This is a genomic window from Acinetobacter sp. CIP 101966, assembly GCF_000369725.1.
In the GTDB taxonomy this organism is placed as follows: Bacteria; Pseudomonadota; Gammaproteobacteria; order Pseudomonadales; family Moraxellaceae; genus Acinetobacter; species Acinetobacter lwoffii_Q.
In genome coordinates this window covers 1663023-1684643 of the sequence record NZ_KB850160.1, presented here as the reverse complement: position 1 = coordinate 1684643, position 21621 = coordinate 1663023, and the positions used below count along the sequence as shown (strand labels likewise).

Below are 21621 nucleotides of genomic sequence, written 5' to 3'. Positions count from 1 at the left end.
TCCATGAGTTACATCAGAGTTGCCCTGCAATATTCGGATTTGATCGTCACGCTAATCACAGGACATCATGCTGAAAGTAAAGGTGATTTTCAGCATCTCAGCACATACATGGATAATGCATTGCGCAGATAGAGTACTCTAAAAAATCAAAATGTAAAAACAAAGTTGCCGTATTTTTAAACCAATGCCTAAAACGTGATCAAAAAAGGTTTAGAGCAGCAATAACTGGGTTTCAGTCTCGGGGACGCTGAGCTGATACACGCCGACGCCGATCAGCCGGAATTGCATCTGCGGGGCAATATGCAGCTCATCGAGCAGTAAGTCCAAGGCTTGGGCTAATTCCTGTGGACTACGCAGCACCTGTTTAAAACTTTTACTGTGTTGCATCACCTGAAAATTCTTGAGTTTTAATTTGACCGTAACGCCGCGAGCCGAAAGCTGTTTCTTTTGCAGGCTTTGCCATACCTGTCCAAGTAAAGGTTCCCAATAGGGGCGACATTGGTTTAGATGTAGGTCATCATCAAAAGTGGTTTCTTTGGAAATTTGCTGACGTTCCCGTTCCACTTCGACCGGCCGTTCATCAATGCCTTGAGCATATAAAAATAGCCGCCGTCCATATTTGCCAAAATGTTGAATCAGTAAGGCTTCATCAATTTGCTGTAAATCGCCTAAAGTTTCTAGATTCAGGCTTTTTAGTTTTTCCTGCGTGACTTTACCCACCCCGGGAATTTTCTTCAGCGGCAGATTCTGAATAAAACGCTGCACCTGTGAGGGCTTAATCACACAGATCCCATTCGGTTTGTGCCAGTCCGAAGCAATTTTAGCGAGAAACTTGTTGGGTGCTACTCCAGCAGAAGCAATCAATCCGGTGGCTTGAAAAATATCCTCGCGAATTCGCATGGCAACTTCGGTGGCACTGGGGATTTGTTTTAAATTTTCTGTGACATCCAGAAAGGCTTCATCCAGAGACAGTGGTTCAATCAGGGAAGTATATTGTTGGAAGATCTGATGAATCTGTGCCGATACCTGCCGGTATTTGGCAAAATCTGGCTCAATCACGATAACTTGAGGACACAGTTTGCGCGCCTGCCCCATGGACATGGCAGAACGCAGGCCATAAAACCGTGCCGGATAGGAGGCAGCCGCGACCACCGCCCGAGGATGATGCGAGGCTATCACCACAGGTAAGTCTTTCAGTTCTGGACGTTCACGCAGCTCTACCGAGGCATAAAACGCATCCATATCAATATGAATAATTTTGCGCATATCCGCTATCTTAAGGGGCTTTAATCGGATTGGGAAGCGACGGCTGAGTTGAGTAAATAGGGTTGCGGTCCGCTGAGTAGAACGACTTTGGTCCCTTGTGTCTCGGCAGCCTGAATCAGAAGTTGCAAACTTTTTGGGGTGTCATCGGCAAGACGAGGTAAAAATTGCAGCGGCTGGTTTAAAGGCTGAAAAAAATCATCCCAATGCATTGGAATCACCACTTTGGGCTTGAGCATGTTCAGGGTTTCAGCTAGATATTGTTGCTGATAGGCAGAAGATTGTCTGGAAAGCTGGGCAATGCCTAAAAATAAAGTATCGACCTGTAGGTTTTTAAATTGATCCGGGATAAATCCGGTACTGGCCTTGACCAGAATTTTATGTCCTGCATGCTCAATCAGGTAGTCGAAACTGCCACCTTCCTTAAATTCGGAAAATTTAGCCGGAAGGGTGAAAGGCTGCAGCAGCTCTTCGCCTAAATCATCATTTACCGCTGTGGGCGGTGTATGTTGTGAGGGAATTGCAGTGATCTGGAAATGCCCCCATTGCTGTACTTGCCCAGGCTTAATCGGCTGTAATTGCTGTGGAGTAACTTTAGGGTTTGCCCTAGCGATATTTAGGGTGCTCGGCGAACCGATGACAACGGTTTCGGGAAGCATTTCCAGTAAGGCCGGTACATCTAGCACATGGTCATAATGCGAGTGAGTGACCAGAATGACTTGGGTCCGGCTCAATTCATGGTGTTGCACCAGTTGTTCAAGGAGTAGCCTGTCACTTTGAATAGGGCGGCTAAGTACTTGCCACAAAGATGGCCGGCTAAAGAAACCATCGATTAGGACCTGATCGTGGCCATCATCGAGTAACAGGGTGGACACACCAAAAAATTTAACGGTGAGACCGTGAACGGATGTACCGGTTTTCGGCTGCCACGCTTTAAAGTCACTAACCTTGCCCGAAGCTTGCAACAGATAAGCCAGCATACCCGCGATGAGTAGGAGTAGAATCACCAGACCGAGTAAAATGCCTTTTATCCATTTCAATCTTTTTATTTCCTTGTTGTTTTTATAAAGAACTTGTTTTCAGGCGATCAGCTTTATTTCGCTTTATTCTCAGATGAAGGTACTACAATCGCATTCTTTTTGAGAAAATCCAGCCATTGCTGTTCTGAGCCATAAAAAACATTCAGGTCTACCGGTGTGGTAATACCGGGAATTTTCCCCTGACTGGTATGTTGCCAAAACGTCCATTTAGGCTGATCTTTTAAATCAGGCAGACCTTTGTATTCACGTACCCAGAGTGGTACGTTAGGAAAGTGTCCTGCCAGTACAATATTATAAAAAGCTTTAGAAATATAGAAAATCGGCTGCTTGCCATAATGCTTTTTCAGGGCATCGTGCATCACCTGAATTTCGTTTAAAAGCTGCTCTTTAGAATAGGTATTGATGCATTTGCTGTCATATTCCAGATCAATTACTGGCGGTAAGGCATCCGGTTTATTGGGTACGGAGTCAATAAAATTCTGGGCTTGAATGCTGCCATCGCGGCAGAGCCGGTAAAAATGATAGGCACCGACCAAAAAGCCGCGTTCACGTGCTTTCAACCAATTTTCCTGAAAACGGGTATCTTTAAAGTCGCCGCCTTCAGTGGCTTTCAGATAAACAAAACGGTATTTTTCAGGCGAAATCTGCTGCCACTGAATCTCTTTCTGATGGTGCGATACATCAAAACCCTGGATCGGATAATCAGCTGCATGGGCAGAGGGTGCTTTCATCAGGCATAGATAGATCATGGCGCTAGCGATCACAGTGATCAGAATGCCCAGCCCAATCAAGAGCGATTTATTAGCTCTGTTCGGAGCCTGATTTTTTTGCATTTCCAGTCCTTGCCTATATGTGATTTAGCCTAAAACTTACAATCAGCCCGAAGTGAATAGATCGCATCAGACCGGGGTATTTTTAGGAATATGCCAGAAAATATAGGCCGCGATAATATTGATACAGCCTAAACAGATCAGTGACACATGAAAAGCAGCCACCAGATTGTTGGCGCCGTAATAGGCACTCAGCATGTTTACCAATGTTCCTGCCAGCGCCACCCCGATACTCATCGATAGCATCATGATCATCGACAGGAAACTGTTGCCGCTACTGGCATCCTGCTGGCTTAAGTCCTTTAAGGTCAGGGTATTCATCGACACGAATTGCAGTGAATTTAAAATGCCGAAGATGAAGAAATGAATCGCACGGAGCCAGATCGGAGTTTCCGCCGTGGTCAGGGCAAAACTGGCAATACACAGACCCACCAGCAAAGTATTGACCAGTAATACCCGGCGATAGCCAAAACGCTGAATGATGTTGCGGATAATCGGTTTGGAGGCCAGCGAACCGAGCACAGTCGGAATCATCAATAAACCGGTAATAAAGGGTTCGAAACCGAAAGCCACCTGCAACATCAGCGGCAGTAAAAACGGAATTGAGTTGCCGCCGAGACGGGCAAAAAAATTACCCAAAATACCAATCGCATAAATTTTATTTTTAAACAGCCGGCTGCGAAACAGGGCATTGCTATGCGTATGCGAATGATAGGCATAAATCAGGGTGGCCAATAAACCGACCAAAATTAGGCTCAGGCTCCACCACAGCGAGTTTTGTGGACTGGCAAAATTTTCAATTCCCAGACAGAGGCCCACCATGGCCACGACCAGCAAGATAAAGCCCCAATAATCAAAGCGGGCGACTGTAGGTTCAAGTACATTCGGCATGGCCTTAAAGGTAATCAGCGCGCCCAGTAAGCCAATCGGTAAATTGATCAGGAAAATCCAGTGCCAGGACAGGTATTCTACCATCCAACCACCTAGGGTCGGGCCAATCAATGGACCAATCAGACCGGCCAGACTCATCAGGCTCATGGCGGCCAGAAACTGGGTACGGGGAATGATCTTTAGCATCGCCAAACGGCCGACTGGCAGCAATAATGCACCCCCTATCCCTTGAAAGATCCGGTACACCAATAATTCATTCAGGTTACTTGACCAGGCACAGCCCAAAGAGGCCAAAGAGAAAATAATAATTGCAGCAAAATAGGTATTTCTGACCCCGAACCGGTCTGCCAGCCAGCCACTTAAGGGAATGCAGGCCGCTACAGACAGCACATACGCCACGACCACACTGTGCATGCGTAGCGGATCTTCCTGCAAATTTTGGGCAATTGCAGGTAGGGCCGTATTAATAATGGTGGTATCCAGCCCCTGCATAAAAAAGCCAATCGAGACCAACAAGACCAGCAGTCTGAACTCAGGATCTAAGGCTTGATGCGTAGGCGTGGCATTCATAATTCTGGAAAACTGAAAATTTTGAATAGTTTAAAGGAATCAGCCGAGTCTGTCGTATATAAAGCGTTTCAACTTTTATGCGGTGTTGTGTCAAGGAACTGCAACCGATCTGTCATGGCACTGCAATGCTCTGGTTATAAATTGGTCACGAATTCTTCATGATAGATCAACAAAAAAATGAAATTAAAATCATTGATAGTGGCCATGCTGGCTGTGGGGATGGTGGCATGTGGGAGTGAGAATGAAACACCGGTTCCAATCGTCGAGGCTACACCGAACTCGATCGAGTTAAGCAAATTAGCCGCTTATGAATCGGGTGTGTTTGCGCAAAGTGCTGCAGAAATTCCGGCCTTTGATACCGAGAGTCAACGCCTATTCGTGGTCAATGCCAAAGAAGGCGTATTGGATGTGCTGGATTTAAGTCAACCTGATCAGCCGAAAAAAATAACTTCTATCAAGGTAGATGATATTGCGCCAGAGGCTGAGGTCAACAGTGTCGCGGTACACAATGGCATTGTCGCCATTGCGATTCAGGCTGCTGTGAAAACTGATCCTGGCTATGTGGCCTTATATCAGGCCAAAGACCTGAGCAAGCTGGCACATGTGCAGGTGGACGCCTTGCCGGACATGCTGACTTTCACACCGGATGGTCAAACTTTGCTGGTGGCCAATGAAGGCGAGACTTCCGATGATTATCAGGTCGATCCAGAAGGTTCAGTGTCTGTCATTAGTCTGGCCAATTTAAAAGCCCCGATCGTTCGTACAGCAGACTTTAAGGCCTTTAATGGACGGGAAGCAGCATTGCGTGAACAGGGCATCCGCATTTTCGGACCAAAGGCCAGCGCAGCTCAGGATTTTGAACCTGAGTACATCACTGTTTCAAAAGATGGAAAAACCGCCTGGGTTACCTTACAGGAAAACAATGCCTTGGCCAAAATTGATGTGGCTGCTGCCAAAGTACTCGCTGTTTATCCATTTGGCTTCAAAGATCATGGCATAAATGGTCACGGCCTGGATGTCAGCGATGCGGATGGTGTCGACGGTAAAGGCAAAATCAATATTCAAACTTGGGCCAATGTCCGTGGCTTATATATGCCAGATGCGATTGCAAGTTTCGAGGTCGCGGGCAAAACCTATATTGTGTCTGCCAATGAAGGCGATGCCCGTGCCTGGGGTGAAAACAATCCTGCATATTTCAATAACGATACCAGCCAGGGCTTTGTAGAAGAATGGCGGGTGAAACACTTGGTCCATGCCAAAGGTTTTGACCGCCGTTTGGGTGATGATTTACCAGCCCATCTTCGGGTATTGGCCAAAGGTGCAGAACTCAATCCGGCTAACTTTGCCTACTGCGGTGCTATTGCAGGGGATGCCAAAGACTGCCGTGAAGATCATCTGCTGGGCCGGTTAAATATTAGTTGGACCGAAGGCTATCAAAAAAATGCCGATGGTACAGCCAAACTGAATGAACGGGGCAATCTGGTCTATGATCATTTATATAGTTTTGGTACACGCTCGGTCAGTATCTGGGTGGAAAATGATCAGCAGACCGGTTTAGAACTGGTATGGGATTCGGGCGATCAGTTTGAGCAATATATTGCCAAACATCATCCTGAGATTTTCAACTTTAATCATGAAGAAGCTGGGCTGGATAATCGCAGTGACAATAAAGGGCCGGAACCTGAAGGGGTGACCTTGGGGCAGATTGGTCAAAAAACCTTTGCCTTTATTGGTCTGGAGCGTGTCGGTGGCATCATGGTCTATGATGTGTCTACACCTGCATCACCAGTCTTTGTGCAATATATTAATTCACGTGATTTTAAAGCGACCACAGCGCAGATTGAAATGGGACAAGCCGGTGATTTAGGACCGGAAGGTTTGGTATTTATCCCCGCCAAAGACTCCCCGAATAAGAAACCCCTCCTGGTGGTCGGCCATGAAGTCAGTGGCAGCACCACGATTTATCAAGTAAATCTCAAGTAACCAAAAGCTTTTAGATTCAGGGCACTTCGGTGCTCTTTTTTGTAAGGTGACCGCATATATGACATTTTTGTCATTAAAATGAAATAAAACCGTCATAATCTTGGGCCAACTTTTCAGCACTGCTGAAATCTCCTCGCGTATAGGTTTGTTTTTATGACAATCGAGATTTTGATGGTGATCGGCTTTTGTTTAGCCGCTTACTCTATTGTCGGAAATGATGTACCTCAAACCCTAGGGACATTTATTTCTTCGAATTCACATCGCCCATGGTGGGTGTTGTGGATTTATATCAGCTCAATTTTAATTGTCGTATTGGTCTATGGTTGGTATGCATCTGGGGTGGGTGATGCCTCATACGGTCGTTTAGAAACGATTCCTTTCCCTGAAGGTGGCATTACCTGGCTGTACATTGTGCCGCCAATTCTGCTGTTACTACTGACCAAATACGGGATTCCAGTCAGTACCACTTTCCTGGTGCTTACGATTTTCTCTCCTGCCAGCTTAGGCTCGATGATGGTCAAATCGATGATGGGCTATGCGGTGGCCTTTGTGGTGGCGATTGTCATCTATCGTTTTGTGGTCAAGCAGCTGGCACGCCATTTTGCCAAGACACGTCATCAGGAACACTCTAAGGTCTGGATGGGCTTGCAGTGGGTCTCTACCGGTTTCCTGTGGAGCCAATGGCTGATTCAGGATCTGGCTAACATCTTCGTGTACGTGCCACGTCAGGTGCCGTTTGAATTCCTGATGTTTGCGATTACGGTATTCGTAGTGTTGCTGGGCGTAATTCTGTATCAACGTGGCGGGGCGATCCAGAACATTGTCGACACCAAAACCGGTGTGACCGACATTCGTGCTGCAACGATTATCGACTTCATGTATGCCATTATCCTGTTAGTTTTTAAAGAGTGGAGCAACATTCCAATGAGTACCACCTGGGTATTCCTGGGCTTACTCGCAGGTCGTGAATTTGCCATGTCGATGATTCTGGATGAAGTCAACAAACATCGTACTTCACGTAATGTCAGTGCAGATGCCATGAAACTAATGTTCGGTCTGGCCATGTCGGTCATTCTGGCAACAACTTTGCCGATGTTTTATGACTTTGTGACGAATTATGGTCAATAAGTCCTGATATTAAAAATCCAAGAAAAAAGCGAGCTAGGTGCTCGCTTTTTTCTTGCTTGAGAAATTTAGACCACAAATCTTTGTGGATGGCCTAAATTGGTTAAAGTTGTATAAATTTCTTCTTCGTGTTCGCAAATGATCAGCTTGGCGCGATGCTGTGGCGGTAAGAAACCATCTTCAACTGCACGGTCCAGTTGCGCAATCAAGGCATCATAGAAACCATTCACGTTATACAGCATCATCGGTTTCTGGTGCTGGTTCAGCTGCCCCCAGGTGGCAATTTCCAGAATTTCCTCAAACGTGCCCAGTCCACCCGGTAGTGCTACAAAGGCACAGGCCCGCTCAGCCATCATAGCCTTGCGTTGATGCATGCTGGTCACCACATGTAATTCAGTGAGCTGGTTATGGGCAATTTCATAATCCAGCATAAATTCGGGAATCACCCCAACGGCTTCACCGCCGTGCTGGATCATGGCATCCGCGACCTGTCCCATCAGGCCGATACTGGCGCCACCATAGACCAGTCCGAAACCATGTTCTGCCAGTCCTTGCGAGAGATGAATGGCTTTTTCTAAATAAACCGGTTTGTTGCCTGCACGTGAACCACAATAGAGTGCCACTAGAGGGCGAGTTGTTTTTGGGGAGTTTTCTTTAAAATAATCTGTCATTTGAATTACGCTTTGCATTTATTTTCTTCACCTTATCATTTTTCTTTCTTGTGACTCTAGCTTAATTAATAAATATGACAATTCTGTGAGCAGCTGCATTTTCACTGCATTACAGCCAGGCAAAATTCATCGATAAACAGCCATGAAAAAGGGTGAATTTCAAATTGATCTTGCTATACTGAAAATTGGTTTCACAACAATAGAACGACGATGGGTAGTGGTAGTTGGCCGTTTAACTTTATAAATCTACGCCAAATAATTGATCTTATTCAATATAAAAAATTCTGTTTTGCTGTGTCACAGCGTCAGGTGATTCCATGCTGCAGTCCTGAGCTTCAGGAGCCAAGCGTATGATCTTTGAATGGATGTCAGACCCTTCAGCCTGGGTCGGTTTACTCACGTTAATTGTTCTTGAGATTGTACTCGGGATCGACAATCTGGTTTTTATTGCCATTTTGGCGGAAAAACTGCCCCCGGAACAACGTAATACCGCGCGGATTGTCGGCTTAATGCTGGCCCTGCTGATGCGTTTGATCTTGCTGGCCTCGATTGCCTGGGTGGTGACCCTCACCGATCCACTATTCCACATCTTTGATCATGCCTTCTCGGGCCGCGATCTGATTCTATTGTTTGGTGGGGTATTCCTGCTGTTCAAAGGCACCATGGAACTGCATGAGCGTCTGGAAGCCAAACCGGTCATCAAAGAAGAAAATCCGGTCCATGCGGTATTCTGGATGGTGATTGTCCAGATCGTGGTGCTGGATGCCGTTTTCTCATTAGACAGCGTGATTACTGCGGTTGGTATGGTCAAAGACCTGTCAGTGATGATGATTGCCGTGATTATTGCCATCGGGATTATGCTCTGGGCATCCAAAGCCCTGATGGATTTCGTCAACAGGCATCCGACCGTGGTGATTCTGTGTCTGGGCTTCCTGATGATGATCGGGTTCTCGCTGGTGGTCGAAGGCTTTGGTTTCCATATTCCGAAAGGTTATTTATATGCTGCGATTGGTTTCTCGGTCATTGTCGAATTTATTAACCAGACCATGAAACGCAATCAGGAAAAAATGGTGACCACCACGGATATGCGCTACCGTACTGCTTCAGCAGTGATGCGGATGCTCGGTGGTAAACCTGCCCAGGACAATGATTCGTCCGAGCCGGAAGATGTTCTGGCGACGCGTGCCTTTGCTGATGAAGTCTTTAATGATGACAACGGTATCTATCATAGTGTCATGGTGCAGGGTGTACTGGGTCTGTCTGAACGTCCGGTCAAATCGGTAATGACCCCACGTCCTGAACTGGAATGGATTGATCTGGATAATGATGCCGACAGTATTAAAGAACAGTTATTGCAGATGAGTCATTCACGTCTGATCGTTGCACGTGGTGAACTGGACAATATTGCCGGGGTGGTACTGACCCATAAAGTCCTGAATGAATACATTGAAACAGGGGTGCTGGATTTTGAAAAGCACTTACGTGAACCGGTGATCGTGCATGAAAATGCCCAGGTACTGATGGTGATGGAGCAATTGCGTCAGGCTCCATTGCAGATGGCGATTGTCCTGAATGAATATGGTTCGATTGAAGGGATTGCCACCCCAATTGATGTACTGGAAGCGATTGCTGGTGAATTCCCGGATGAAGATGAGCTGCAAGCCGCCGCAGAAAGCCTGGAAGATGGCAGCCTGATTCTGGATGGTTCCACCGATATTCGTCATGTTTCCTTGCTGCTGGATCGTGATTTGGTCAATGAAACCGAAGAATATTCGACTTTATCTGGTTATGTATTGTTCCATATGGCACGTTTACCACATAGCGGTGAAAAGTTTGAAGCAGATGGGCATATCTTTGAGGTCGTGACGATGGACGGTCATAAGATCGATAAAGTGCATATCATTCCGCAGCTTCCTGCACAGGACTAGATTCTAGCCAAGGTTTGGCCTGTAAAGTTTGCTAAAATAGCCCGCATTGTCGGGCTATTTTTATGGAACTGAAATGTCAGAAGCATGTCCATGTGGACAAGGCGAATATCACAGTTGTTGTCAGCCACTGCATGTAGGGCAAAAGGTCGCAGAGACTGCACAGCAACTCATGCGTTCCCGTTACAGTGCCTTCGCCAAGCATGAAATCGATTACATCAAAACCACGACTGCGCTGGGTCAGCAACAAGCGCTGGACCTGCAGGCAATTAGTGAATGGAGTAAAGCCAATCAATGGTTAAAGCTTGAAATTGTTCAAGCCAATGAAAAACTAGATAAAAATCATGCCTTGGTCGAGTTTAAGGCACATTATCATGATGGCAAGCAGGCACAGGTGCATCATGAAGCTTCGCATTTTGTGAAGTTTGAAGGTCGCTGGTATTTTCTGGATCCGACTACAGACCATAACATCACCATGAAACAGGCCTGCATTTGTGGTTCGGGGAAAAAATTTAAGCAATGTTGTGCCGGATTCTTATAACTTTCACACAGATTTAGCTTAGAATAGCCGCCATCTCATAGCCTCAGGTGGAAGCAGGGCGATGTTACTGACCGTCATCTATATTATTGCAATTACCGCTGAAGCCATGACCGGGGCACTGTCCGCTGGCCGGCGCAGCATGGACTGGTTTGGCGTGATGATTATTGCCTGTGTCACGGCACTGGGCGGTGGTTCGGTCCGTGATGTTCTGCTCGGACATTATCCCTTGACTTGGGTCAAACATCCCGAATATCTGGTGCTGACCTGTTGCGCCGCCTTCGTCACCATCCTGATTGCCAAATGGATGCGACAGTTACGTAATGTCTTCCTGGTACTGGATGCCTTGGGGCTCATTGGCTTTACCATTATTGGCTGTCAGATTGCCCTGGAAATGGGACATGGTTTTGTGGTCAGCGCCGTTGCGGGTGTCTTGACCGGTGTGTCTGGCGGGATTTTGCGTGATATTTTATGTAATGACGTACCGCTGGTGTTCCGCCGTGAACTGTATGCCAGTATTGCCTTTGTTTCAGTGATCTTTTACTGGCTCTGTAGTCACTACGGCTTGTCGCAGGATCTGACCATTCTGTCTACCCTGATCTTTGGTTTTAGCTTACGTCTGATCGCCATCTATTTTGGTCTGGAAATGCCAAAATTCATTTATAAAGATGATGATGAGCACTCGGCATCTTCCAAAGACGAATCTTAATTTTTAAATGTATAAAGTGCGGCAATAAAAATAGCCGCATTCAGCTCAATTCGTAGTATAAAAAATATAAAGCAGCCCACCTGTTGAGAAAGCAGCATCTCCCGTTCCACCTGATCAGAGATTTTTGTTATGGATTTAGTTTCTCGCATACAACGCTTACCGATTGGTAGGTTTCACTACACCTTGCTGGTCGTGATTGGACTGGGCTGGATGTTTGATGCGATGGATACCGGATTGATTTCCTTTATCCTGGCAAAAATGGCTGAAGACTGGCAGATGACTGCCGATCAAAAAAGCTGGGTGGTGTCGATCGGTTTTGTCGGCATGGCGATCGGGGCGATTTGTTCAGGTGGCCTGGCAGACCGTTTTGGCCGTAAAACAGTCTTTGCTGCGACCCTGGTCATTTATAGCCTGGCCACTGCAGCTTGTGCTTTTGCACCGGATCTGACCTGGCTGCTGGTATTCCGTTTTATCGTCGGTTTGGGCTTGGGTGGTCAGCTACCCGTGGCCGTAACGCTGGTCAGTGAATATATTCCTGCGCATGTACGTGGCCGTTTTATTGTCTTGCTGGAAAGTTTTTGGGGGCTGGGCTGGCTGGTCGCGGCGCTAGTATCGCGCTTTATCATTCCAGATTTTGGCTGGCAAACCGCTTTCATGATTGGTGGCCTGCCTGCGCTGTATGCCATCGTGATCTGGAAAATGGTGCCGGAATCTATTCCTTTCCTGATTAACCGTGGCCGTATAGAGGAAGCTTCGGCACTGGTGAAAAAGATTGAGCGTCAATGTGGCGTTCAAGTCTATGAAATTTTTGAAGTGAAACCGGTCGCAGAGAAGCAGAATATTTCATTTTCCCAGTTATGGTCGGGTATCTTTGCGCGCCGTACGCTTATGCTCTGGCTGATCTGGTTCGGTATTATCTTTTCCTATTATGGCATCTTTACCTGGTTGCCAAGTTTACTGGTCAAAGAAGGCTATAGCATTGTCCAGTCTTTTGAATATGTGCTGATTATGATTCTGGCGCAGTTGCCCGGTTATCTGGTGGCGGCATGGCTGGTCGAAAAACTCGGTCGTAAGCCGACTTTGGCCGGCTTTATTGGCATGTGCGCGATTTCTGCCTATTTCTTTGGTCAGTCGGGTAGTGTTACTGAAATCGTGATTTGGGGCTGTCTGATGTCCTTCTTTAATCTGGGTGCCTGGGGCGTACTCTATACTTATACGCCGGAACAATATCCGACCAATATCCGTGCCTTTGGTTCAGGCTGGGCCGGGGCTGTTGGCCGGATTGGCGGTATCGCGGCACCTTTTGCTGTAACCCATCTGATGGGTATGCCGAATGGCTTTAGCTATGTCTTTACCATGTTTACGGCAGTTCTGGTCGCTGTCGCGATTGTGATTCTGGTCTTGGGTGAAGAAACCAAAGGCAAGACCCTCGAATCGATGGGCTTATAAAGGGAATGATTTTTTAGTTGCTTAGGGCCTATAAAGTGGATATTTTTAGGCCATAAGACACAAATTGTCGCGCTGAACGATTTGATGCCCTTGTGTCATCTACAGCCACGACTTAGCATAAGAAACATTGATACAAAAACGAATTATTTAGGACTATAGGTTGTTATGACAAGCCTTGCGCATCATGCGACAGAAAACCGCTCCGTAGCAGAATTTACCGAACAAGCTTATCTGAATTACGCCATGTACGTGATTATGGATCGGGCACTCCCTCATATTAGCGATGGCCTGAAACCGGTACAGCGCCGGATTGTCTATGCCATGAGTGAGCTGGGCCTGAAATGGACCAGCAAACCAAAGAAATCGGCACGTACAGTCGGTGACGTACTGGGTAAATACCATCCGCATGGTGACTCGGCCTGTTATGAAGCCATGGTGCTGATGGCACAGCCCTTTAGTTATCGTTACCCGTTTATTGAAGGGCAGGGCAACTGGGGTTCACCAGATGATCCAAAGTCTTTCGCAGCGATGCGTTATACCGAAGCCAAGCTTTCCCAGTACAGTGAACTATTACTGTCTGAACTGGGACAGGGCACCTGTGAATGGCAGGACAACTTTGACGGTTCGATGAAAGAACCGGTGAACTTGCCGGCACGTGTACCGAACATCTTGCTGAATGGCACCACTGGTATTGCTGTCGGTATGGCCACAGACATTCCACCGCATAACCTGCGTGAAGTGGTCAAAGGGACGATTGCGCTAATTCGTAATCCGAACCTGACCGATGAAAAAATCGCAGAATATATTCCTGCGCCAGACTTGCCGACCAAAGCCGAAATTATCACCCCGCCTGCTGAACTGTTAAAAATTCAGACCACAGGTCGTGGCAGTTATCGCATGCGTGCGGTCTATAGCGTCGATAAAAACGAAATTATCATTACCGAACTGCCATATCAGGTCTCAGGCTCCAAAATCATCACCCAGATTGCCGATCAGATGCAGGCCAAAAAACTGCCACTGGTCAGTGATGTACGGGATGAATCGGATCATGCCAATCCAACCCGTTTAGTCATTGTTCTGCGTTCGAATCGTATTGATGCCGAATCGGTGATGAGTCACTTGTTTGCCACCACCGATCTGGAATCCAGTTATCGTGTCAATATGAACATGATTGGTGCCGATGGCCGTCCACAGGTGAAATCAATTCGTTGTATTTTGCTGGAATGGATTGAAATCCGTAAAACCACGGTAACACGCCGTCTGCAATATCATCTGAACAAGATCGAAAAACGCCTACATATTCTCGGCGGTCTGATCATTGCTTATCTGAATATTGACGAAGTGATTCAGATTATTCGTGAAGAAGATCAGCCAAAACCAGTTTTGATGCAGCGTTTTAATATTGACGAGATTCAGGCCGAAGCGATTCTAGAACTAAAATTGCGTCATTTAGCCAAGCTTGAAGAAATGGAAATGCGCCGTGAGCAGGAAGAACTGGAAGCAAAAGCGGCAGTAATTCGTGAACAACTGGCCAATCCAGAATCTTTAAAAAGCCTGATCATTTCTGAACTGAAAGACGATGCCAAGAAATTTGGTGATGATCGCCGTTCGCCAATCGTACAACGTGCCGAAGCTGCTGCAATTAATGAAACTGAAATGTTGCCGGCCGATCCGGTAACGGTGGTGTTATCAGAAGCTGGCTGGATTCGCTGTGCCAAAGGTCATGAAGTCGATGCAGAAAATCTGAATTTCCGTGCCGGTGATCAGTACTTGAGTCATGCACAGGGCAAATCCAATCAACGCGTTTATGTATTAGATGACACTGGCCGTAGCTATGCCTTGGCCATCAACACATTGCCATCCGCACGTGGTCTCGGTGAGCCGCTCAGTTCAAAACTGTCTCCTGGCAGTGGGGTGGGTTTTAAACAGGTTCTGGTGGCAGAGGATGAAACTGAAATTCTAGCAGCAAGCAACAAAGGCTATGGCTTTAAAACCCAGGCCAAGCAGCTGGATACCAGTGCCAAAGCCGGGAAAGCTTTCCTGAATTTATCTGAAGGGGCAGAGGTCATGAACCTGCAGCCACTCGATGATGCCACGCATGTTGCACTGCTCAGTTCGGCAGGACGCCTGTTGATTGTCGATTTAGCAGAATTACCTGTATTGAACAAAGGTAAAGGAAATAAATTGATACAACTTGAAGATGGTGATCAAATTTTGTCCATGACAATATTGAAGCTTGATGAAATAATTCAAGTGCTTGCAGGACAACAGCAGTTAAAATTAAAAGGGGATGATTTGCGCAAATATATCGGCAAGCGCGGTGCAAAAGGACAGCTTTTACCACGCGGATATCAAAAAGCAAATAAACTGTTGATTCAAAGATAAGACTAGCATCCATCCTGCGAAATACGTTATATATGAACAACGATTCAACAAGATGGATGCAATATCGCACATATACAAGTCTAAAAATGGCGTGTGATATTGAAAAAAACAGTTGAAATACTAAGGATTATGATTGGAGAGATGGCCATTATGGAAAAAATTTGGTTTGCTGAATACCAAAAAACAGGGATTCCAGAAACAGTAGAATTACCAGCAGAAAATACTTCTCTAGTAGATGTTTTTGAGCGTAATTTCCAAAAATTCGGCTCGCGTGATGCCTTTATCTTTATGGATAAGGCCATGACTTTCAATGAATTGGAAGAGGCGAGCCGCAAGTTTGCAACTTATCTACAAAGCTTGGGGTTGGCAAAAGGTTCACGTGTGGCAGTAATGATGCCAAACGTTCTTCAGTATCCGGTTGTGGCACTTGGGGTGTTCCGCGCAGGTTTGGTACTGGTCAATGTGAATCCACTCTATACATCACGTGAACTTGAGCATCAATTGAATGATTCAGGCGCTGAAGTGCTAGTGATTATTGAGAACTTTGCTTCTGTTTACCAAGCAATTATTGGTAAAACACCAGTGAAGCATGTCGTGGTAGCTTCTGTCGGTGACATGCTGGGTGCCTTGAAAGGGACACTGGTGAACTTTGTATTGCGTTCTGTGCGCAAACAAATTCCAGCGTGGGATATTCCAGGCCATGTGAGATTCAATGCGGCCTTGTCTAAAGTTAATCCAAGTAACTATAAACGCCCTGAATTGACCCTTAGCGATACAGCAGTTCTTCAATACACAGGTGGTACGACGGGTGTATCTAAAGGTGCTGAACTGACACATCGTAACCTGGTTGCGAACATGTTGCAGTGTGACGGTATTTTCCAGAGCAAATTTGGTGCGCAAGATGGTCAGCCAGATGACCGTATTTTCTGTGCTTTGCCGCTTTATCATATCTTTGCATTCATGGTATGCGCACTTTACGGTATGTACAAAGGTCAGGCGAATGTTCTGATTCCAAACCCGCGTGATTTACCTGCGGTGATGAAAGAGCTACGTAAATACCAGCCGACTTTCTTCCCGGCAGTGAACACACTTTTCAATGCGCTGGTAAACAATGAAGAGTTCAAGCAACTTGATCATAGCAAATTGAAAATGGCGATGGGCGGCGGTATGGCCGTACTTCCTTCTACCGCAGCAGCATGGAAGAAAGTTACCGGAACCAATATCGTTGAAGGTTATGGCTTGTCTGAAACTTCTCCGGTGGCAACAGCAAACCCACCTGCGTCTGAAGAATTCAGTGGCACTATTGGCATTCCATTGCCATTGACTGAAGTGGCTATTCTGGATGATGAAGGCAATGAAGTTCCACTGGGTGAGCAAGGTGAAATTTCAATCCGTGGTCCTCAGGTCATGAAAGGCTACTGGAACCGTCCAGATGAAACTGAAAAGGTCATGGTGAATGGCTTCTTCCGTACCGGTGATATCGGTGTTATGGATTCACGTGGTTATGTGAAAATTGTAGATCGTAAGAAAGACATGATTCTAGTGTCTGGTTTTAACGTCTATCCATCTGAGATTGAAGAGGTTGTAGCAACTCATCCAAAAGTACTGGAAGTGGCTGCGATTGGTGTGCCAGATGAAAAATCAGGTGAAGTGCCAAAACTGTTTGTTGTGAAAAAAGATCCGTCTTTAACCACAGAAGAAGTTTTAGCATTCGCTAAAGAAAACCTGACCGGTTATAAACGTCCACGTTATGTCGAGTTTATGGATGAATTGCCAAAATCCAACGTAGGTAAAATCCTGCGTAAAGATTTACGTAAAACAGCCTAATACCTGTAAGAAAAAAAAGCGCCATCAGGCGCTTTTTTTGATTTGGACTTTTTATTTTTTCATTAACCAGCGATCAAAATAAGGACGACCTACGCCGACTACTCCCAAGAAAATAAACATGGTACCGAACTGGCGAGTAAATCCGGTTTGATTAAAGCTGCCATAACTTAGAATGTTATCGACCAAGCAATACACCAGAATCGCGACCAGCCAGTGCCAGAGAGGCATACGCTTGATACCGACGAAATAAAAGGCAATCCATAAAATGGCAAAGGTGAAGATTGGTGACCAGATATTCATATTGGCACAAATGACAGCCATCAGAAATGCCACAATCGGCAGGACAATTTTTAATACGCGATCCACTTGACGTTGATGCTGGCGTTGTTTCTCGAGGACATCGAACATTTCATTTTGATCAGGCGCGACCATAGTGAATCCTTAACAAGTAATAAAAAGCACTCTATTTAACAAAATTTATTCACGAAATGCCATGCTATGATAGAGATAAAATTTTCATGAGAAAAAACAGATGCACAGCATTAGTGGGGTTATTTATCTCATTTTGGCCGCTTGTCTTTTGCCTTATGTGTTTACATTGATTGCAAAAAAATCAGCAGGCTTCAGCAGCAAAGACAATCAGAACCCACGGGCATTTTTAGAAAAGTCTTCAGGCTTGGCCAGTCGCGCCAATGCTGCCCAGCAGAACAGCTTTGAAAGTTTACCACTCTTTATTGCTGCTATTTTAATGGCGGAATATATGGTGGTGCCGCAAAGTGTAGTGATGACTTTTGGTGTGGCCTATCTAGTTTTTCGTGTGTTGTACGGAATCTGCTATTTGGCCAACTGGGCGACTTTACGCTCCATCGTATGGTTGCTCTCGATGTTATGTCCGGTGGCTTTATTGCTGCTGATCATCAAGTTGGTTTAAGTCATCAAGTCTGTGGACATATTTACAGTTCGATATTTTAAAATCCAAAAAAATCTTTAAAAACCGTTATAATTGTCGCGGTTTTTTAAAAGATATAACTTGTTAAAGAGTGATGCTATGAGCTACAGCAATATCCCAGCGGGTAAAGATGCGCCAAACGATATCTATGTGATCATCGAAATTCCTGCAAATGCAGCACCAATCAAATACGAAATCGATAAAGATTCTGATGCGTTATTTGTAGACCGTTTCATGGGTACAGCAATGTTCTACCCAGCAAACTACGGTTATGTACCAAACACCCTATCGCTTGATGGTGATCCATTAGACGTACTGGTGGTAACACCTCATCCAGTAGAGCCAGGTTCAGTCATTCGTTGTCGTCCTGTCGGTAAATTGAACATGGAAGATGATGGTGGTGTTGATGCGAAACTGGTTGCAGTTCCACATGACAAACTGACTCCAATCTACAAAGATGTTCAGGAATATACTGATCTTCCTCCATTGTTGATCAGCCAGATCGAACATTTCTTCCAGCATTACAAAGATCTTGAGCCAGGCAAATGGGTCAAGCTGAGTGGTTGGGAAGGTGCTGATGTTGCGAAACAAGAAGTACTGGACTCAATTGCAGCTTATGCAGAAGCAAACAAGTAATTGCTTTACGGTTTAGGTTTTAAATTTTTAAAGCCTAAAATAAAAAACCTGCACAATGTGCAGGTTTTTTTATGGCTTGAAATTCGAGTGAATTAGAATAATTTCACAGGAATGTCTAAGAATAAACGCCATTCGTTAGTATCTGGCATGTAAACATCATTATAGGCTTGGTCAGCACGGTAATATGAGTGACGTACACGAAGGCTCGCGTCTTTGGCAAAACCAGATTGAACGGTATATTTCACTTGGTTAAAGAATTCACGTTCTTGTGCATCATCAGTTGTAATAGTACGGCCAAGTAGAGCTGAATCACTATCATTTGGGTCTACACGAACAGCACGGCTTGCATCAATATCCCAGCCATATACAAATGCAGAAGTCCAAGATAGGCCAGGAACATTTATTGCACCAAAATCAAAAGTATATTGAAGTTGAACAGATTTTTCATCATTGCCTATGAAGTCAGATAGGTATGAGTTCGGCATATAAATAGTTTGATGACCATCACCTACACCTTGACCTAGACCGTAGTCATAACCTGTATTACCCGTATTTTGTTGGTAAGCAAGCATGACATTGTGTGGGCCTTTATTATAAGTTGTTGAAATCGCCCAGATTGAATTTTTGAATTTATCGTCTACAGAACCGATATATGAATAAAGACTATTATTAGCTTCACGATCCCAGTTCGTATGATAACCACTAAAGTCATGAGTTAAGGTGCTGTCATTAGCAAGTTTATAACTATAGTTGGCATTGACATAATGACGCTCTAGGCGGTCTTTAATGTCTGTACCGTAATAAGAAGCATTAACTGCATCATTAAATTTATATTTCGCACCCCAAACGATTGCGCGATCCAGTTCATTACCATCAGATTTGATCTGGCTTGAACGTTGATTTTCAGTAAATTTACCAGCAACTAAGTTTAAGTTTTCAATTTCATTGCTTTCAACTAACACACCTGTGAAGTATTCAGGAACCAAGCGTGCTGTATTACTTGCCAGCACAGGCAAGTCTAAAACTTGAGTACCATAAGTTGCAGTCGTGTTTGAAACACGTGCTTTTACATATGCGCCACCACGTGCCCAATGATCATAAGCATCTACACGACCTTGCGCATCTTGACCACCGTGTGTCGGGATCATGTCATTACCAGCATGTGCATTTTCACCTAGTTTGAAAGATGCATCGCCAATAATACCGGCACCAAAGCCTACGGTACCTTTGGTGAAGCCTGAGTCTAATTTTACAATTGCTGTCTGAGCAAATGAACTGCGATCTGAGCCAGGTGTAGTATCTTTATAGTCACGGCTGATATAACCGGTACGGAACAGTACAGAACCTTCAGCATCTTCTACAAAACCTTTCGATTCACTTTGCTCGCTAGCGAAAGCAGTAGAAACCAAAGCAGCCTGAATCAAAACTGCTAATGTTAATTTTTTTGAATTTTGCATTGGGAAGAGAGCCTTATACAAATTGATCGGAATTTTTTAGGAATTGTATAAGAAATGCTAAAAAAATGTCATTTTTTATTAGATATATTCCACTAAAGTTTAGATTTTTTTAACTCAAATTAAACAATAGCAAGGATTTGAGGTGATTAATTTTTAAACTGTCGGTAAAAAGTGAGTAAAAACATAATTTTATTGGAAGATATAAATGATATTTCTGAAGGGGTGAAATGAACATAAGCAGCTTATTTATTTTAGAACGTGCAAAAAATGTGATCAAAAATTACGCACTATTTTTTAGCACAAATTTTAATCATTACAAAAATAGAATCAAAATGGGGCAAATTGTAAATGATTATGTATAAGTATTAAAAAATTGATGAAATACCCTTAACTACATTTATTTAAAAGAAAGCTTAGATAATTCATTTTTTCATAATTTTAATTTTTATTTAAAAACAATGGTTTAAATTTTATTTGTCTTTTTAGATTTATTATTTTGGTTCCTTTTATCCAGATTGGCATAGCTCTTGCAAATTTTGAGCTTGAGTTTAATCAATGATCATAAAAACGTCTCAGACGATCTGGGGGAGCCACACAATGAAATTAACATTAAAAGTATTATCTCTTGCTTTATTGAGTGCTGTATCTTCTTTTACTTTTGCCGAAGAACCTGTTGCTGAACATACGGTATCTGGAAATATCAGCGTACTTTCAAGCTATAACTTACGTGGTATTACGAGTGCACCTGAAAATAAGGGTGCAACGCTTCAAGGTGGTTTAGATTATAACCATGCGTCTGGCTTCTATGCAGGTTGGTGGGGTTCTACACTAGATTATAGCGATTATGGTTTTGAAAATAATGGATCTGAATTCGAAAATGACTTTTATGCAGGTTATAACGGTTCTATTAATGATGACTTAGGTTATACCGTCGGTTTAACCTATTACTACTATTATGATGTTGGTAATTCAGATTCGAATGGTTTTGAAACAAACCTTGGTCTGACTTATAAAGATTTTGGTGTAACCGCACAGACACTTTTAGAAGATACCGCTTGGGGCAATGCAGGTGATACCTATTTAAAAGCTACTTATAGCTATGCTTTACCACAAGATTTCAGCTTGAATACAGCTTTAGGCTTATATGCTTATGAAAAATCAGGTGATATTGAAGGAACTACAGAAAGTTTTGGTTTTCGTCATTTTGACATCGGTTTAAGCAAGCCACTTGGTGACACAGGTGTAACTGCAAGCATGAATTATATCTTGGGTGGTTATGACCGTTTTGATGAAAAACAAAAGAATAAAGTCGTATTCGGACTCGGTTATAGCTTCTAATTCTCTTTAGATAAAAAGGCGACATTGTGTCGCCT

Annotated in this window: 19 protein-coding genes; 12 read left to right on the top strand and 7 right to left on the bottom strand. The window is 44.5% G+C overall.

Features of this window, described 5'->3' with window-relative positions; all coding sequences use genetic code 11:
* Window positions 1-3: 3 nt before the first annotated feature.
* Window positions 4-132 carry a hypothetical protein gene (locus F891_RS18455; protein WP_005264010.1) on the top strand — a complete coding sequence of 43 codons (129 nt, stop codon included), beginning with the start codon at window positions 4-6 and terminating at the stop codon, window positions 130-132.
* Window positions 133-210: 78 nt separating this feature from the next.
* On the opposite strand, the gene dinB is transcribed toward F891_RS18455, so the two are convergent.
* The 4 genes from dinB to mdtD form a co-directional block, all read right to left on the bottom strand.
* Window positions 211-1266: a DNA polymerase IV gene (dinB, locus tag F891_RS14220; protein WP_005264009.1), complete on the bottom strand. Its 1056-nt coding sequence runs from the start codon at window positions 1264-1266 to the stop codon at window positions 211-213.
* 20 nt (window positions 1267-1286) lie between these two features.
* A complete protein-coding gene (locus tag F891_RS14215; protein WP_005264008.1) occupies window positions 1287-2303 on the bottom strand; it encodes an MBL fold metallo-hydrolase in 1017 nt (338 codons plus the stop codon).
* 53 nt (window positions 2304-2356) lie between these two features.
* Complete coding sequence (locus tag F891_RS14210; RefSeq protein ID WP_005263998.1) at window positions 2357-3136, bottom strand: glycoside hydrolase family 25 protein; 780 nt, start codon at window positions 3134-3136, stop codon at window positions 2357-2359.
* 66 nt (window positions 3137-3202) lie between these two features.
* Window positions 3203-4594 carry a multidrug transporter subunit MdtD gene (gene mdtD, locus F891_RS14205; RefSeq protein WP_005263996.1) on the bottom strand — a complete coding sequence of 464 codons (1392 nt, stop codon included), beginning with the start codon at window positions 4592-4594 and terminating at the stop codon, window positions 3203-3205.
* 177 nt (window positions 4595-4771) lie between these two features.
* Here mdtD and F891_RS14200 point away from each other — a divergent pair, with 177 nt between their 5' ends.
* Entirely contained in the window at window positions 4772-6577 is a 1806-nt protein-coding gene (locus F891_RS14200) for a choice-of-anchor I family protein (RefSeq protein WP_415867428.1), read from the top strand.
* A gap of 153 nt (window positions 6578-6730) precedes the next feature.
* Window positions 6731-7705, top strand: a complete 975-nt coding sequence (locus tag F891_RS14195) for a hypothetical protein (protein WP_004732558.1) — start codon at window positions 6731-6733, stop codon at window positions 7703-7705.
* A gap of 65 nt (window positions 7706-7770) precedes the next feature.
* Here F891_RS14195 and F891_RS14190 read toward each other — a convergent pair whose 3' ends face one another.
* Window positions 7771-8391: an LOG family protein gene (locus F891_RS14190; protein ID WP_004281026.1), complete on the bottom strand. Its 621-nt coding sequence runs from the start codon at window positions 8389-8391 to the stop codon at window positions 7771-7773.
* Between the two features lie 332 nt (window positions 8392-8723).
* Between F891_RS14190 and F891_RS14185 the strand changes: the two genes are divergently transcribed.
* The 6 genes from F891_RS14185 to F891_RS14160 all read left to right on the top strand — a co-directional run bounded on the left by F891_RS14185 (window position 8724) and on the right by F891_RS14160 (window position 17206).
* On the top strand, window positions 8724-10301 hold the full coding sequence (locus F891_RS14185; protein WP_005263986.1) for a TerC family protein: 1578 nt from the start codon (window positions 8724-8726) through the stop codon (window positions 10299-10301).
* A gap of 73 nt (window positions 10302-10374) precedes the next feature.
* Complete coding sequence (locus F891_RS14180) at window positions 10375-10839, top strand: YchJ family protein (protein WP_005263978.1); 465 nt, start codon at window positions 10375-10377, stop codon at window positions 10837-10839.
* Window positions 10840-10900: 61 nt separating this feature from the next.
* Entirely contained in the window at window positions 10901-11545 is a 645-nt protein-coding gene (locus tag F891_RS14175) for a trimeric intracellular cation channel family protein (protein WP_004644893.1), read from the top strand.
* Window positions 11546-11674: 129 nt separating this feature from the next.
* Window positions 11675-12994 carry a niacin transporter NiaP gene (locus F891_RS14170; RefSeq protein WP_004644895.1) on the top strand — a complete coding sequence of 440 codons (1320 nt, stop codon included), beginning with the start codon at window positions 11675-11677 and terminating at the stop codon, window positions 12992-12994.
* Window positions 12995-13159: 165 nt separating this feature from the next.
* The gene (gene parC, locus F891_RS14165) at window positions 13160-15379 is read left to right on the top strand and encodes a DNA topoisomerase IV subunit A (RefSeq protein WP_005263975.1); all 2220 of its coding nucleotides are present in this window, start codon (window positions 13160-13162) and stop codon (window positions 15377-15379) included.
* A gap of 150 nt (window positions 15380-15529) precedes the next feature.
* Window positions 15530-17206, top strand: a complete 1677-nt coding sequence (locus F891_RS14160) for a long-chain-fatty-acid--CoA ligase (RefSeq protein WP_005101517.1) — start codon at window positions 15530-15532, stop codon at window positions 17204-17206.
* 51 nt (window positions 17207-17257) lie between these two features.
* On the opposite strand, the gene F891_RS14155 is transcribed toward F891_RS14160, so the two are convergent.
* On the bottom strand, window positions 17258-17638 hold the full coding sequence (locus F891_RS14155; protein WP_005108436.1) for a hypothetical protein: 381 nt from the start codon (window positions 17636-17638) through the stop codon (window positions 17258-17260).
* 100 nt (window positions 17639-17738) lie between these two features.
* Here F891_RS14155 and F891_RS14150 point away from each other — a divergent pair, with 100 nt between their 5' ends.
* A complete protein-coding gene (locus F891_RS14150; protein WP_005108437.1) occupies window positions 17739-18137 on the top strand; it encodes an MAPEG family protein in 399 nt (132 codons plus the stop codon).
* A 117-nt stretch (window positions 18138-18254) separates the two neighbouring features.
* Complete coding sequence (gene ppa / locus F891_RS14145) at window positions 18255-18791, top strand: inorganic diphosphatase (protein WP_004281037.1); 537 nt, start codon at window positions 18255-18257, stop codon at window positions 18789-18791.
* Between the two features lie 92 nt (window positions 18792-18883).
* On the opposite strand, the gene F891_RS14140 is transcribed toward ppa, so the two are convergent.
* Complete coding sequence (locus F891_RS14140) at window positions 18884-20248, bottom strand: OprD family outer membrane porin (protein ID WP_005263971.1); 1365 nt, start codon at window positions 20246-20248, stop codon at window positions 18884-18886.
* Between the two features lie 597 nt (window positions 20249-20845).
* On the opposite strand from F891_RS14140, the gene F891_RS14135 reads away from it, so the two are divergent.
* Window positions 20846-21586, top strand: a complete 741-nt coding sequence (locus F891_RS14135; RefSeq protein ID WP_005263966.1) for a TorF family putative porin — start codon at window positions 20846-20848, stop codon at window positions 21584-21586.
* Window positions 21587-21621 lie beyond the last annotated feature (35 nt).